The following is a 15,292-nucleotide window of genomic DNA, read 5'->3' as shown; positions in this document are numbered from 1 at the left end:
GTCGCTCGCAGTCGATCGAACGAAGTCGAACAATCACGAGGAGTGAGATGAAGCTGGCCGTCATCGCCGGGGACGGAATCGGACCCGAGGTCGTCACCGAGGCGCTCGCCGTGCTCGACGTGGTTGCACCCGGAGCCGAGAAGACCGAGTACGACCTCGGTGCTCGTCGCTACAACGCCACCGGAGAACTGCTGCCGGACTCGGTGTTGGCGGAACTGCGTGAGCACGACGCAATTCTGTTGGGAGCCATCGGAGATCCGTCGGTGCCCAGCGGCGTGCTCGAGCGTGGACTGTTGTTGCGAGCTCGGTTCGAGCTCGATCACCACATCAATCTGCGTCCGGCCAAGCTGTACCCCGGAGTGGTCGGGCCGTTGGCCGGTGACAAGCAGATCGACGTCGTGGTCGTGCGTGAGGGCACCGAAGGTCCGTACACCGGAAACGGTGGAGCGCTTCGCGTCGGCACGCCGCACGAGGTGGCCACCGAGGTCAGTGTCAACACCCGCTACGGCGTCGAGCGGGTGGTGCGCAACGGGTTCGAGCGGGCTCTGACACGGCGCAAGCACCTGACGCTGCTGCACAAGACCAACGTGCTCACGTTCGCCGGCAGCCTCTGGGCTCGGACTGTGAACGAGGTCGCGACGGAGTTCCCGGACGTCGAGGTCGCGTACCAGCACATCGATGCCGCGATGATTCACCTCGTGACCGACCCGGGCCGGTTCGATGTCATCGTCACCGACAATCTGTTCGGCGACATCGTGACCGACCTCTCGGCAGCGGTGACCGGTGGAATCGGTTTGGCTGCAAGCGGAAACATCGATGCCACCGGTACCAATCCGAGCATGTTCGAGCCCGTGCACGGCAGCGCTCCCGACATCGCAGGGCAGCAGAAGGCCGATCCGACGGCGGCCATCCTGTCGGTGTCGTTGCTACTCGATCATCTCGGCGACGCGGCGGGAGCGGCGCGAGTGGAAGCCGCTGTCGCAGCGGACCTCGCGCAGCGTGGAACCACGACTGCGTCGACGAAAGAGATCGGCGCACGAATCGCCGCTCGCCTCTAGCCGAACCGACACGAATGCCACGGTAGGCCGACCGGCCACCGTGGCATTTCGTGTTTCCGGACATCCCCACCGTGCTGGATCAGCCGGCGCGGTCGGAATTCTTTTCGGGACTGTCGGCCTTCTCGTCGGGACTCTCGGGACGTGGATCGTCGGGGACGATCGGCACGGAGAGTGCTGGGAAGACCGCCGACACCAGGAATGCGACGGGAAAGCTGACCGCCGCGAGGGCCCCGAACACCGGCGGCACGGCCGACGCGAACACGTATTGACTCGTGTTCTGCACGCCGAGGGCGCGTCCGCTCCAATACGGTCCTGATATCTCGGCAACAGCGGTGAAGGCAAGCCCGTTCGGGGCAACGGTGGCGACCGACGCGACGACGAGCATGACGATCGCGACGGGGGAGTCGAACCAGTCGGCCACTCCGAGTCCGAGCATGCTGACGGCGGCAGTCACCGCGACCCACCGGAGGGGCCGCATGCGGCTGCCGACCCGATCGGACAACGCGCCGACGCTCATCCGGCCCAGTGCGCCGAGAATCTGCGTCACCGTGACGAGGACGCCCGCCGCCGCTGCCGTCCATCCTCGGTCGGTCATCAGCCATACGAGCGCATACGTCCAGACCACGTACTGCGGCACCACCAACAGGATCGAGGTGGCGTGAATGCGCCACAGCTGCCTGCTGCCCCGGTACGGATTGTCGAGCAGACCCTGCTCCGCGGCATCGATGCGATTGGGACGCGGGGGGTCGACGACCGCCAGACACATCACTGCGGCTGTTGCGCACACGGCCGCGGGTACGAGCAGTGCCGCTCCGACGCCGTGGTCCCGGGCGATGGGTGGGATGGTCAGGGCTGCGATGGCGACGCCCAGAGGTACCGACATCTGTCTGATTCCCATGGCCAATCCACGACGCTGCGGCGGAAACCAGCCGACCACCACACGTCCGCTGGCGCTGTTCGCACTCGCCGCTGCCATTCCGCCGAGCAGGAGCAGGATTGCCAGCAGAGCAACGGACGTGGTGAACACGGCGGCTACAGCGGCGAGCGCCGTCAGGCCGAGCCCGACTGCGAGAACCAGTCTTTCGCCTATCCGATCGACCAACACACCCCAGGCGATCAGGGTGAACATGATGCCGACGGTGGGCATGGCGACGACGAGTCCGGCGGCGGGCAGGCTCAGGCCGCGGTCGTCGTGCAGGGCGGGAATGAGAAACGCTGCGCCGTTGATGAACACCGCGCCTGCGGTCTGCGCGAGCATGCCGAGGGCAAGCATGAACCATCGCCTGAACTCGCCGATGTCGGACAGCTGCGCGGTGGCGTCCATCAATTCTCCATCTCAATATATGGACGTGGTTTCTTGCAATATGGAACCGAAGCTCGACCCTACACCGGCCCGAACCGCGCTGAACGGACGGTGGCGGAGTGCACACCACGCTTGTCGATAGACTTCCGACATGCGTCTCGGTCGAATTGCAAGTCCTGATGGTGTGGCATTCGTGAGTATCGAAGGTGAGGGTGACTCGCAGACTGCGAAGGAAATCGCCGAACATCCTTTCGGCACACCCACGTTCACGGGTCGGTCGTGGCCACTGGCCGACGTGCGACTGCTCGCGCCCATCCTCGCCAGCAAGGTCATCGCCATCGGTAAGAACTACGCCGCGCACGTGGCCGAGATGGGCGGTGAAGCACCGAAGGACCCCGTGATCTTCATCAAGCCGAACACCTCCATCGTCGGCCCCGGTGCGTCCATCGTGTTGCCGCCGTCCTCGAACGAAGTGCACTTCGAAGGAGAACTGGCGATCGTCATCGGCCGTCCGTGCAAGGACGTCCCCGCCGCCAAGGCGTACGAGGTGGTGCTGGGATACACCGTCGCCAACGACGTCTCGGCCCGCGATCACCAGAAGCACGACGGACAGTGGACGCGCCAAGGGACACGACACCTTCTGTCCGCTCGGGCCGTGGATCGAGACCTCACTCGACCCGACCGATCTCGAGATCAAGACCGAGGTCGACGGCGTAGTCAAGCAACGGAGCCGCACTTCGCTTCTGCTGCATGACATTCCGAAGATCATCGAGTGGGTGTCCGCGGTGATGACGCTGCTCCCCGGAGATGTCATCCTCACCGGAACCCCCGAGGGAGTCGGACCCATCACCGACGGAGACAGCGTGTCGATCACCGTCGAGGGAATCGGTACCCTCACCAACCCCGTCGCAGCGAAGAAGTAGGGCGAACATGACCACACCAACAGATGTCCGCGTTCGGTTCTGCCCGTCGCCCACCGGTACCCCGCACGTCGGCCTGGTCCGCACCGCACTGTTCAACTGGGCGTTCGCCAGGCATCACGGCGGCACCTTCGTCTTTCGCATCGAGGACACCGACGCCGCACGCGACTCCGAGGAGTCCTACGCCGCCCTGCTCGACGCGTTGCGCTGGCTCGGCCTCGAATGGGACGAGGGTCCCGAAGTGGGTGGCCCGTACGAGCCGTACCGTCAGTCGTTGCGTCGCGACCAGCACCTCGCCGTCGTGCAGCAGTTGCTCGACGCCGGGGAGGCCTACGAGTCCTTCTCCACGCCGGAGGAAGTGGAAGCCCGACACAAGGCAGCCGGACGCGACCCCAAACTCGGCTACGACAACTTCGACCGCGATCTGACGCCGGAGCAGCGACAGGGATTTCTCGACGAGGGGCGCGGCGCCGTCGTGCGACTGCGGATGCCCGATCACGATCTGACATGGAACGACCTCGTGCGCGGGGAGACCACGTTCAAGGCGGGGACGGTGCCGGACTTCGCTTTGACCCGCGGTAACGGAGTTCCGTTGTACACGTTGGTCAATCCGGTCGACGACGCATTGATGAAGATCACCCACGTCCTGCGCGGCGAGGATCTGCTGTCGTCGACGCCTCGTCAGCTCGCTCTCTACGAGGCATTGATCCGGATCGGTGTCGCAGAACGCACCCCCGAGTTCGGGCACCTGCCGTTCGTCATGGGCCAAGGCAACAAGAAGCTGTCCAAGCGTGACCCCGAGTCCAACCTCTTCATCCACCGTGATCGTGGTTTCGTGCCGGAGGGATTGCTGAACTACCTCGCGCTTCTCGGATGGGGTATCTCGGACGATCACGACGTGTTCACGCTCGACGAGATGGTGGCGGCGTTCGAGATCTCGTCCGTCAATTCCAATCCGGCGCGCTTCGATCAGAAGAAAGCCGACGCGATCAACGCCGAGCACATCAGGATGCTGGCAGCGGAGGATTTCGCGGCGCGTTTGCGCGAATACCTCGTCGCACAGGGCCATCTCACCGAGCCGGTCGACGAGAAGGTCTTCGCTGTCGCGGCCGATCTGGTGCAGACCCGCATCGTCGTCCTGTCGGACGCATGGGGACTGTTGAAGTTCCTGTTCGTCGACGAGGCGGACTTCGAGATCGACCCCGCAGCCGCGGCCAAGAACCTCGGTGCCGATGCCGCACCCGTTCTCGACGCCACTGTCGAGGCACTGACGGCGTTGCAGACCTGGACCACGGCCGACCTGGAGGCGACTCTCAAGGACGTGTTGATCGAGAAGCTGGAGCTCAAGCCGCGCAAGGCTTTCGCCCCGATCCGGGTGGGAGTGACCGGGTCGCACATCAGCCCACCGCTGTACGAGTCCATGGAATTGCTCGGACGCGAGAAGACCTTGGCGCGCCTGGCTGCGGCACGCGCCCAGGTGGCGTGAGGGCGCACGGCCGCCGGCGCACCCCGGTCCTCGGGGAGAGCCTCGAATGAGTTTTTCCGATCGACTGGATCGACTCCAGCGCAGGCGGCCGGTTCTCGGATACCCCATTGCGGTGGTGTACAAGTTCGTCGACGATCAGGGTGGCTACCTCGCTGCCCTGATCACCTACTACGCCTTCGTCTCGCTGTTTCCCGCACTGTTGCTGTTCTCGACGGTTCTGGGAATCGTATTGGCCGGTAGCCCGGAACTGCAGCAACAGATCCTGAACTCGGCACTCGGTCAGATCCCGGTGATCGGGGACGAACTGGGCAGGCCCGACCGCATCGGTGGAGGCACCGTGGGTCTGGTGGTGGGTGTCCTGGGTTCCCTGTACGGCGGGCTCGGGGTAGCCGTGGCGCTCCAGAACGCGATGAACACGGCGTGGACGGTGCCGAAGAACCTACGGCCCGATCCCATCCGCGCCCGCGTGCGCGGCTTGGGTCTGCTGAGCACGGTCGGTCTGGCCGTCCTGGCCATCACCGCACTCAATGTGCTCAGTGCCGCAGGATATTTCGGTCCGGAATCGGGCCTCGTGGTGTTCGTGGTCGGCACGTTCTTCTACGTCGGTGTGTTCGTCGTGGCGTTCAGGCTCGCCACCGCGAGGTCGGTGTCGATCCCACAGGTTCTTCCCGGGGCCGTCGTTGCCGGTCTGATCTGGCAGCTGCTGCAGACCTTCGGCAGTGTGTACGTGAAGTACGTCGTCAGCAACGCGACCGTCACCAACGGTGTGTTCGCTGTCGTTCTGGGACTGCTGGCGTTTCTGTACGTGACGTCGGTGTCCATCGTGATGTGCATCGAGATCAACGTGGTTCGCGTCGATCGGCTCTTCCCGCGCGCGCTGCTGGCCCCGTTCACCGATGACGTCGAACTGACTCAGGGCGACAAGCTCACGTACACCGGGCAGGCAGAAGCGCAACGCAGCAAGCCGTTCGAGGACATCGACGTGACGTTCGTCGACCCGCCGCGAGCTCAGTCCGAATCCAGCTCGGAACCGGCAGCGGAGGCACCGTAGAAGCGGTCGACTCTGGTTTCCATCGGAAACCGGACGGCCGTGTCACCGAACATCAGCCGGGTGGCCGACAACGCCGATTCTGCAACAGCTTCGGCGACACGACCCGACTCGGCGATCGCACAATGCACCACCACTTCGTCGTGCTGAAAGAACACCAACTCGCTGCCGCTCCCGGAATTCCGGTCGCTCCTGCGGGCTCCGCTCCCTTCGTCGGAATTCCGGTCGCTCCTGCGGGCTCCGCTCCCGGCCAACCGTCCGCGCAGATCGGCCAACAAACACAGCGCCCACTCGGCGGCGGTGGCCTGCACGACGAAATTTCGGGTGAACCGGCCACGCGCATGGGCGTCACCGGTGGACCACCACTGCGCCGAGGGCGGTGGGCAGGCCCGTCCCAGCCAGGAACGAACGACCTCCCCCCGTTCACCGGCGCGGGCGGCCTCCTCCACCAGTGCAACGGCACCGGGGAACTTGGCCCGTAGTCGCGTCAGCAGAGAGCGCGCGTCACCCGAGGTTGCGCCGTACAGCACCCCGAGAACGGCGACCTTGGCGTGGCTGCGATCGCCGTCGAACGATTCTGCGGCCACCGGTGCGTACAGATCCGCGGTGCCTGCCGCGGCGACCATACGGGGATCGCCGGACATCGCCGCGAGGATGCGTGGTTCGAGCTGGCCGGCGTCGGCGGCCACAAAGGTGTGGCCGGGATCGGCGATCACACTGGCGCGCAGGGGTTTCGGGATCTGAAGGCCGCCCCCGCCGCGACTGGCCCACCGACCCGACACCACAGCGCCGGGAACGTAGACAGGCCGGAAACGATCGTCGCGGACCCACGCGTCGAGCCACGCCCACCCGTTCGCGGCATGCAGCTTCGAGAGGTCACGGTGCCGCAGCAGTAACGGAACCGCCGGGTGGTCGATGTCGCGGATGGTATGCGCGCGAGTCGATGTCAGTTCGATACCGACGCGCGCGAACGCGGCGACCAACTCCACGGGCGAGGCAGGATTGACGCGTCGGCCGAACGCCGAGGAGATTTGATTCTCGAGCTCTACGAGGGCCGGGGGAGGGGATCCATCGAGCGGCCGGGTACCGAGCATCGTCTCGAGATGACGGCGATGCGCCGACGCCGAGAACGGCAACCCGTCGAAGGTCATCTCCGCTGCGGCCAGTCCTCCGGCCGACTCGGCCGCTGCCAGCAGGTGCAGTGCGCGATCGTCACCGACGCCGCGGAGCTGACGCCGATACTCGGCGAGAACCGCCGCCGGATCGGAGTTCGGGTTCGCGTCGAACAGACCCGGCCTCAGGTCGGCGGGAGCCGACGGGACAGTCGCCGAGCCGGCCCGCATCGACAGGATGGCACCGACCAGTGCGAGATCGTGACAGCGGCGTACGCGGACTCCTCGTTCGAGCAGCCGAGGGTAGATACGGCTCGTGTCTTCCCACACCCACCTCGGCCGTTCGTCGCGCTCGAGCTCGGCTACGGCCGCGATGAGATCCTCGGCCACGGTGGGATCGCTCAGCATCGAGCCGTCGTCGGCGAGGTGGGTCAGCACGGCCTGCTCGCCCTGAGGGACGAGCAGAACCTTCATCGGACTCGGCCGGGTCTGCGATCGGTCACGGAGAACAAGTCTGCTCCACTCGTCGGCCGAGGTGTGGAGGGGGCTCTTCCGGTCTCCACTCGACGGTGCCTCGGCCGCCCCCGACGCGTCCACGGCGCGGTTTCGGTGGCTCTGAGCAGCCGATTTGGAGAATGGGTAGTCACCTTTGATAGTCTCTATCCCGGCTCGAAACGCAGTGCACATCGATCGTGATGAGCAATTCGATTCAAGCCCATTGGGGTATGGTGTAATTGGCAACACAGCGGTTTCTGGTACCGCCATTCTAGGTTCGAGTCCTGGTACCCCAGCGAGCAGGTGAAGGCGATTTTGTCGCCGAGGCCGAGGCAGTTAAGCTGGCTCGGCACGTACAAGCTCGAACACAATGCAGGTGAAGTTCCTGGCCCCGTCGTCTAGCGGCCTAGGACGCCGCCCTCTCAAGGCGGTAGCGCGGGTTCGAATCCCGTCGGGGCTACAACTGACAGCACCCTCTCGATCCGCGGATCGGGAGGGTGTTGTCGTTTCGGTGCGTGCGTCTCAGACGCTCTTGCGGCGGAACATCTTCTGATGGTCGGCCGGACCGTGGACGTTGTTGACCTTCGGTCCACCGTCCTTGTGTTCGACGGAATTGTGGGACTTGCTGTTCTTCTGTTCCAGAACCTCGCGGAACTTCTTCTTCAGTTCTTCACTGCCGGATTCGGGCATGGGGTGACTCCTCGCAGTCGTCGACCGACCGGGTAGGCCGCTCGAGACGAAGGTACCCCACTCTCGCAGCTCGATCAGCTCGTTTTTCTCGGGCCGACGGGGCTGCGGTTTACCTCAGAGTCGCTTGTGCAGAGCGTCCGCGGCGGCAAGAAGATCCGCGGCCCACCGCGCTCCGGGCTTGCGTCCGATTCGATCGATCGGTCCGGATACCGAGATCGCCGCCACCACAGTGTCGTTGCCGTCCCGCACGGGCGCGGCGACGCTCGCGACGCCCGGTTCGCGCTCGCCCGCGCTCTGTGCCCATCCGCGCCGCCGAACTTCGAGCAGAACACGCTCGCTGAATTCTGCATCCGGCAGAACTGTTCGTTGTGTCTGCGAATCTGCCCATGCGAGAAGGACTTTGGCACCCGATCCAGCCGTCATCGGCAGACGTGCGCCGACGAGTACGGTGTCTCGAAGTCCGGTCGGCGGCTCCATGGATGCCACGCACACCCGCACTGTCCCTTCGCGCCGATAGATCTGCACACTCTCACCGGTGATTTCGCGCAGGCGTGGGAGGACCGAGGCAGCAGCGTCGAGCAGGGTGTCCGATGCGCTCGCCGCAAGCTCTCCCAATCCCGGGCCGGTCCGCCACAGGCCGTCGGCATCCCGTACGAGAAGGCGGTGGGTCTCCAGTCCTACCGCGAGGCGGTGGGCCGTTGCCCGGGGCAGGCTCGTTCGAGCGCACAGGTCGTTGAGATTGCAGGGCGTCTCCGCCACCGCGTGCAGCACCGTCATCGCCTTGTCGAGGACACCGATACCGCTCGATTTGTCGACGAGGCCATTGGGGCTATGCTGTCTCATAGAACGATATTAGCCTCCCGAATGCTGAGATTGCACAACTACGAGATCTTCAGTGCGTGCCGGGGGCATGATGTCGAGACGATCACGCGAGGTGGACCAGCCCGTTCATCGGCGCGACGACGACAGGGAAGACGAGGTCCGCGACAGCGATGTCCGAAACACCGAAGACTTTGGCGGAGAAGGTATGGGACCAGCACGTGGTGGTCCGAGGCGGCGGAGAAGGCGGAGCGCGTGAGCCGGATCTGATCTACATCGATCTCCATCTGGTGCACGAGGTCACCAGCCCGCAGGCGTTCGACGGCCTTCGGCTGGCCGGCCGCGGACTCCGACGTCCGGATCTGACGATCGCGACCGAGGACCACAACGTCCCGACGGCCGACATCTTCGCGCCCATCGCAGATCTGGTCTCGCGCACACAGGTCGACACTCTTCGCCGCAACTGCGAGGAATTCGGTGTTCGGCTCTACCCGATGGGCGATCTCGATCAGGGCATCGTGCACATCATCGGGCCGCAGTTGGGTCTGACCCAGCCCGGCATGACCGTGGTGTGCGGAGACAGCCACACCTCGACGCACGGTGCCTTCGGCTCGATCGCAATGGGCATCGGTACCAGCGAGGTCGAGCACGTCATGGCGACGCAGACACTGTCGCTGCGTCCTTTCAAGACGATGGCGATCAACGTCGACGGTGAGCTCGCCCCCGGTGTGACGAGCAAGGACCTGATCCTTGCCGTCATCGCACAGATCGGCACCGGCGGTGGCCAGGGCTACGTCCTCGAGTACCGCGGTGAGGCCATTCGCAAGCTGTCGATGGAAGCGCGAATGACCATCTGCAACATGTCGATCGAGGCCGGTGCACGGGCAGGCATGATCGCACCCGACGAGATCACGTACGAGTACCTGAAGGGACGCCCGCACGCTCCTCGAGGAGCCGACTGGGACGCGGCGGTGGCGGCGTGGGACGAACTGGCGACCGATCCGGATGCAGTGTTCGACAACGAGGTCCACATCGATGCCGGCACGTTGACGCCGTTCGTCACCTGGGGAACGAATCCGGGTCAGGGTGCGCCACTGGGCGATACGGTGCCCGATCCGGAGGCGATGGTCGACGAGAGCGAGCGGGCGGCAGCCCAGAAGGCTTTGCAGTACATGGGCCTGGAAGCGGGTACACCCATCCGCGAGATCGCTGTCGACACCGTGTTCGTGGGCTCGTGCACCAACGGTCGAATCGAGGATCTGCGGGCAGTCGCGTCCGTTCTCGAAGGGCATCGGGTTGCCGACGGAGTGCGAATGCTGGTGGTACCCGGGTCCATGCGGGTGCGAGCGCAGGCGGAGGAGGAAGGCCTGGGTGAGATCTTCACGGCCGCAGGAGCGGAGTGGCGTCAGGCCGGTTGCTCGATGTGCCTGGGAATGAATCCGGATCAGCTGGCGGCGGGCGAGCGATCGGCGTCGACGTCCAACCGGAATTTCGAGGGTAGGCAGGGCAAGGGCGGTCGCACTCATCTCGTGTCGCCTCTGGTTGCCGCCGCTACCGCAATCCGCGGAACCCTGTCCTCTCCGGCGGATCTCGCGTAACGCGCGTCCTCGCTCGGATCGATCGAACGCATAGGAGCACATTCGATGGAAGCTTTCACTCGACACACCGGTATCGGAGTTCCGCTACGGCGGTCCAACGTCGACACCGACCAGATAATCCCCGCGGTCTACCTCAAGCGCGTCACGCGCACCGGATTCGAGGACGGGTTGTTCGCGGCCTGGCGCTCGGACCCGAACTTCATCCTGAATCTCGAGCCCTACAACCGAGGTTCGGTGCTCGTTGCCGGGCCCGATTTCGGTACGGGATCATCACGCGAACATGCCGTCTGGGCACTCTCGGACTTCGGATTTCGGGTTGTGATCGCCTCTCGCTTCGCCGATATCTTTCGCGGAAACTCGGGCAAAGCCGGGCTGTTGGCCGCCGAAGTCGATCAGTCGGACGTCGAATTGCTGTGGAAAGCCTTAGAAGAACAGCCCGGTCTGGAATTGATTGTCGACCTCGTCGACAAGACCGTAACGGCTGGAACGTTGGTGGTGCGCTTCGCGATTGACGACTACACGCGGTGGCGTCTGCTGGAGGGTCTCGACGACATCGGATTGACGTTACGCCAGGTAGAGGCCATTACGGAGTACGAAAAGTCAAGGCCTTCATACAAACCCCTGACCCTCCCGGCGCGGATCGAGACACCCTCCGAAAGCTGACCTGGCACCGGTCCGACACGCTTTGGGGCCGTGAACCATTCCGCGACACCGGAATGAAAATTGGCGTGGCGCATAGACTCTTGACGACTTGGGGTTTACCGTTGTAGTAGTCGGTCCGACGATGGACCACCATATAGCGGAGGAAATCCATGAACAAGGCAGAGCTGATTGACGCCCTGACCGAGAAGTTGGGGTCTGATAGGCGGAGCGCCACAGAGGCTGTCGAGAACATCGTCGACACCATCGTGCGCGCGGTCCACCGCGGCGAGAGTGTCACGATCACGGGCTTCGGCGTGTTCGAGCAGCGTCGTCGCGCAGCGCGTGTCGCCCGCAACCCCCGCACCGGTGAGACCGTTCGCGTGAAGCCGACCAACGTTCCGGCATTCCGTCCGGGCGCGCAGTTCAAGGCCGTCATCGCCGGTGGACAGAAGTTGCCCGCAACCGGACCTGCCGTCAAGCGCGGTTCGGCTGCAGCTCCGGCCAAGAAGACTGCGGCAGCGAAGAAGACGGCCGCCAAGAAGGCAGCGGTGAAGACGACCGCCCGCAAGGCCACCACCGCGGCAGCCAAGAAGGCAGCTCCGGCAAAGACCGCCGCCAAGAAGGCAGCTCCCGCAAAGACGGCCGCCAAGAAGGCAGCTCCCGCGAAGACCACCGCGCGCAAGACCACGACGGCTGCTGCCAAGAAGGCTCCGGCCAAGACGACCGCTCGCAAGGCCGCAACCACGACGGCTCCTGCCAAGAAGGCTCCGGCCAAGACAGCGGCCAAGAAGACCGTCGCCAAGAAGGCCCCGGCCAAGAAGGCTCCGGCCAAGAAGGCACCCGCGAAGCGCGCAGCGAAGAAGTAGAGCCTGCAGGTTTTCACTCGTGAGGCGCAGCCGCTGAAGCGGCAGCGTGAGTGAGGCAGGTTGTGAACGGCAGAAGGCCCCCGACTCGAAGATCGAGTCGGGGGCCTTCTGTTTGTCGTGTGGCCGCTCAGCCGTCGGCGGCGAGGGTGGGCAACGGACTGGCGATGTGATCGGCCGAGATGAGCCTGCCGTCGCGGCGTGAGAGCACCCATACGCTGCCCTTGCGATTTCTGTTGGCCGGCAACGTGATTCCGTCCTTCTCGGCCCACCAACGCATCAAGTCCGGGATCACTTTTCCCTGGCTGCAGACAACGGGGGTGCCGGGCAGTTCGGCGATGTCGCGAGCGCGATGGCGGCCCTTGCGCGGGTCGTCGGCATACCCTTCCTCGGACAAGAGGTGCTCGGGAGTGATGTCCACCCCCAACGATTCCGCGAATGGAGCAACGGTCTGCACACACCGAGCACGGTCGGCTGCGTACACGGCATCGCCGCCGAAGGCCCGAAGCAACGACACCAAGGATTCGGCCTGTCGGCGTCCGATCCTGTCGAGTGGACGGTCGACGTCGTTACCCTTGAACCGTGAGCGCGACCCGGCACTGCCGTGCCGAACCAACAGCACTGTGGAGGTGTCTGCAGGCTTGGCCACGAACCGGCGAAGGATCTTGTGGTCCATGGGATACGAGAGTTCGCGGCCGACGTCCTCGGGCGCTACCCAGCGCAGTTCGTCCACCTCGACGTTGGGGACGAACTCGCCCCCGGTGACCTCCGCTGCCCAGTACAGAACTTTCTTGACCCGACGGTGCCCCGGAATCGGGTACGTGACGTAGGACAGAGACCGTCCGAGTCTCGAGTCGAATCCGGTCTCCTCCTTGACCTCTCGGACTGCTGCGTCGACAGCTGTTTCACCGGGATCGAGCTTTCCCTTGGGGAACGACCAGTCGTCGTATTTCGGCCTGTGCACCAAGGCGACCTCGACACCCGAGCCGCCGCTCGGTGAGCGTCGCCACAGGATCGAGCCCGCCGCGAAGATGTTGGCGCGGGGGGAGCCGTCGGAAGTGCCCATCAGGAGCCCTGATTCCTCCGACTGCGCATCAGGTCCACCTGATGCTCACGAACTTTCTCACCCCGAGCCGGTGACGCGACCCAGCCGCCGTCCGGTCCCAGCTCCCAGCATCGAGTGGTGGGGTCGAGTGCAGAATCGAAGATGTCGCTCAGCTGGTTCGCCAATCGAGGATCCTTGACCTGAGCCATCACCTCGACTCGGCGATCGAGGTTGCGGTGCATCATGTCTGCGCTGCCGATCCAGAATTCGTCCGCACCCTGGAAGTGCAGAACACGCGAGTGTTCGAGGAATCGGCCGAGGATGGAACGCACTTCGATGTTCTCCGACAGACCGGGAACGCCTGGCTTGAGTGCACAGATTCCGCGCACCACCACCTTCACCGGTACTCCTGCCATCGATGCTCGGTAGAGCGCGTCGATGACCTGCTCGTCCACCAAGGCGTTGGCCTTGAGGCGAATTCCGGCGCTGCGGCCCTCCTTGAGGTGCTCGACCTCTGCCTCGATGCGCTCGACGATGCCGCGCCGAACTCCGTACGGTGCGACGAGAAGATTGCGGTACTTGGACTTTCGCGAGTATCCGGTCAGCGAGTTGAACAGATCGGTGAGGTCGGCCCCGATTTCGGGCGACGACGTCAGCAGGCCCACGTCCTCGTAGATTCGCGCTGTCTTGGGGTTGTAGTTGCCGGTACCGATGTGGCAGTACCGGCGAATGACGGATCCTTCTCGGCGCACCACGAGGCACGTCTTGCAGTGCGTCTTGAGCCCGACGAGGCCGTACACCACGTGTACGCCCGCCTTTTCGAGCTTGCGTGCCCACTCGATGTTCGCCTGTTCGTCGAAACGCGCCTTGATCTCGACCAGCGCAACCACCTGCTTGCCCGCGCCTGCGGCATCGACGAGCGCGTTGACGATCGGGGAATCTCCCGAGGTCCGATAGAGCGTCTGCTTGATGGCGAGCACCTGCGGGTCGGCCGCGGCCTGCTCGATGAAGCGTTGAACGCTGGTGGAGAAGGAATCGTACGGATGATGGACCAGGACATCGCCGTCGCGCAGGGTGGAGAAGACGCTCTTGGGGGTCTCGCGCTCACCGAATGCCGGGTGGGTGGCCGGAACGAAGGGGGCGTCCTTGAGGTTGGGGCGGTCGACGCTGTAGACCTGCCACAGGCACGACAGGTCGAGCAGTCCGGGAACCTGAATGACGTCGCCTGGATCGACATCGAGTTCGCGAAGCAACAATTCGAGCATGTGCTCGGTCATGTCGTCGGCGATCTCGAGGCGGACCGGAGAGCCGAAACGCCTACGGGCGAGCTCTCGCTCAAGTGCCTGGAGGAGATCCTCGTCGCGGTCTTCCTCGACCTCGAAATCGGCGTTGCGCGTGATCCGGAACGCGTGAGACTCGACGACCTCCATGCCGGGGAAGAGCACGTCCAGATGAGCCGAGATCAACTCCTCCATCGACAGGAAGGCGTCGATGCGGTGGTTGCCCTCGCCGCGCTTGACCCGCACGAAGCGATCGACGTTGTCGGGCACCTTCACGCGGGCGAAGTGCTCACCGGTGGTGGAGTAATCCTTTACTGTCACAGCGAGATTCAGGCTCAGCCCGCTGATGTACGGGAAGGGGTGGGCCGGGTCGACGGCCAGCGGTGTGAGAACCGGGAAGACCTGCTCGGTGAAGTACTCCGACAGCCGGGAGCGCTCGTCGCTGTCCAGGTCGGACCACCGGATGATCGCGATGCCCTCGGCGGTGAGCTCGGGCAGGATCGAATCCAGCAGTACTCGCGCATGTTTGAGCGCGAGCTCCTGGGTGCGTTGACCGATCACCGCGAGCTGCTCGCGTGGGGTCATGCCGTCGGCGGAGCGGACCGACAGTCCGGTTTCGTCACGGCGCTTGAGGCCCGCAACCCGAACCATGTAGAACTCGTCGAGATTCGACGCGTAGATCGCGAGGAACTTCGCCCGTTCGAGCAAGGGGAGCGACGAGTCCTCCGCGAGTGCGAGAACGCGCGAGTTGAAATCGAGCCAGCTCAATTCCCGGTTGAGATAGCGATTTTCGGGGAGCACGGTGGCAGCGTCGACGGATTCCGGTGTGGCGGCCGGAAGCGCGGAGGGAATACTCGGCATCGTCGCCGCGATCGGAGCGCTCCATGCCGGGTCCGAACCGGTGGCCTTTCCGGTATCGATCGGAGGATCCTG

The 15,292-nt window shown here is 64.6% G+C and carries 12 protein-coding genes, 2 tRNA genes and 1 pseudogene; 9 read left to right on the top strand and 6 right to left on the bottom strand.

Features of this window, described 5'->3' with window-relative positions:
- The first annotated feature begins 47 nt into the window (after positions 1-47).
- Positions 48-1,058, top strand: coding sequence for a 3-isopropylmalate dehydrogenase (locus QM590_RS01130; protein ID WP_149405538.1), 1,011 nt, complete (start codon positions 48-50; stop codon positions 1,056-1,058).
- 79 nt (positions 1,059-1,137) lie between these two features.
- Here the strand turns inward: QM590_RS01130 and QM590_RS01125 are convergent, their stop codons facing one another.
- Positions 1,138-2,382, bottom strand: a complete 1,245-nt coding sequence (locus QM590_RS01125; RefSeq protein ID WP_188078579.1) for an MFS transporter — start codon at positions 2,380-2,382, stop codon at positions 1,138-1,140.
- Between the two features lie 130 nt (positions 2,383-2,512).
- Here QM590_RS01125 and QM590_RS01120 point away from each other — a divergent pair.
- From QM590_RS01120 to QM590_RS01110, 3 genes and pseudogenes are all read left to right on the top strand, one after another.
- Positions 2,513-3,284, top strand: a pseudogene (locus QM590_RS01120) (fumarylacetoacetate hydrolase family protein).
- A 7-nt stretch (positions 3,285-3,291) separates the two neighbouring features.
- Positions 3,292-4,767, top strand: coding sequence for a glutamate--tRNA ligase (gene gltX, locus QM590_RS01115; protein ID WP_269593597.1), 1,476 nt, complete (start codon positions 3,292-3,294; stop codon positions 4,765-4,767).
- A 46-nt stretch (positions 4,768-4,813) separates the two neighbouring features.
- Positions 4,814-5,818, top strand: coding sequence for a YihY/virulence factor BrkB family protein (locus QM590_RS01110; RefSeq protein WP_188078580.1), 1,005 nt, complete (start codon positions 4,814-4,816; stop codon positions 5,816-5,818).
- Here the strand turns inward: QM590_RS01110 and QM590_RS01105 are convergent.
- Complete coding sequence (locus QM590_RS01105) at positions 5,776-7,401, bottom strand: bifunctional 3'-5' exonuclease/DNA polymerase (protein ID WP_269593598.1); 1,626 nt, start codon at positions 7,399-7,401, stop codon at positions 5,776-5,778. The two genes, QM590_RS01110 and QM590_RS01105, sit on opposite strands and share 43 nt — an antisense overlap.
- 245 nt (positions 7,402-7,646) lie before the next feature.
- Between QM590_RS01105 and QM590_RS01100 the strand changes: the two genes are divergently transcribed.
- Both QM590_RS01100 and QM590_RS01095 read left to right on the top strand, forming a co-directional pair.
- Positions 7,647-7,718 (top strand) — tRNA-Gln (locus tag QM590_RS01100).
- 91 nt (positions 7,719-7,809) lie between these two features.
- Positions 7,810-7,882: transfer RNA gene (locus tag QM590_RS01095), tRNA-Glu, on the top strand.
- A 62-nt stretch (positions 7,883-7,944) separates the two neighbouring features.
- On the opposite strand, the gene QM590_RS01090 is transcribed toward QM590_RS01095, so the two are convergent.
- Positions 7,945-8,112, bottom strand: a complete 168-nt coding sequence (locus QM590_RS01090) for a DUF5302 domain-containing protein (RefSeq protein WP_176460484.1) — start codon at positions 8,110-8,112, stop codon at positions 7,945-7,947.
- Positions 8,113-8,226: 114 nt separating this feature from the next.
- Positions 8,227-8,955, bottom strand: a complete 729-nt coding sequence (locus QM590_RS01085; protein ID WP_094688811.1) for an IclR family transcriptional regulator — start codon at positions 8,953-8,955, stop codon at positions 8,227-8,229.
- A 149-nt stretch (positions 8,956-9,104) separates the two neighbouring features.
- On the opposite strand from QM590_RS01085, the gene leuC reads away from it, so the two are divergent.
- The 3 genes from leuC (at position 9,105) to QM590_RS01070 (ending at position 12,037) form a co-directional block, all read left to right on the top strand.
- Positions 9,105-10,529, top strand: a complete 1,425-nt coding sequence (gene leuC / locus QM590_RS01080) for a 3-isopropylmalate dehydratase large subunit (RefSeq protein WP_269593599.1) — start codon at positions 9,105-9,107, stop codon at positions 10,527-10,529.
- A 45-nt stretch (positions 10,530-10,574) separates the two neighbouring features.
- Entirely contained in the window at positions 10,575-11,192 is a 618-nt protein-coding gene (gene leuD / locus QM590_RS01075) for a 3-isopropylmalate dehydratase small subunit (RefSeq protein ID WP_269593600.1), read from the top strand.
- Positions 11,193-11,341: 149 nt separating this feature from the next.
- Positions 11,342-12,037, top strand: a complete 696-nt coding sequence (locus tag QM590_RS01070) for an HU family DNA-binding protein (protein WP_027496655.1) — start codon at positions 11,342-11,344, stop codon at positions 12,035-12,037.
- Positions 12,038-12,164: 127 nt separating this feature from the next.
- Here QM590_RS01070 and QM590_RS01065 read toward each other — a convergent pair whose 3' ends face one another.
- Both QM590_RS01065 and QM590_RS01060 read right to left on the bottom strand, forming a co-directional pair.
- Positions 12,165-13,100, bottom strand: a complete 936-nt coding sequence (locus QM590_RS01065; RefSeq protein WP_149405544.1) for an NUDIX hydrolase — start codon at positions 13,098-13,100, stop codon at positions 12,165-12,167.
- A complete protein-coding gene (locus tag QM590_RS01060) occupies positions 13,100-15,220 on the bottom strand; it encodes an RNA degradosome polyphosphate kinase (protein ID WP_255183299.1) in 2,121 nt (706 codons plus the stop codon). Before QM590_RS01060 ends, QM590_RS01065 begins: the two co-directional genes overlap by 1 nt.
- Positions 15,221-15,292 lie beyond the last annotated feature (72 nt).

Origin of the sequence: Rhodococcus sp. IEGM 1372 (genome assembly GCF_030056835.1) — a bacterium.
In the GTDB taxonomy this organism is placed as follows: Bacteria; Actinomycetota; Actinomycetes; order Mycobacteriales; family Mycobacteriaceae; genus Rhodococcoides.
The sequence above is the reverse complement of the archived record's forward strand: the minus strand, read 5'-3'. Positions and strand labels throughout refer to the sequence as shown.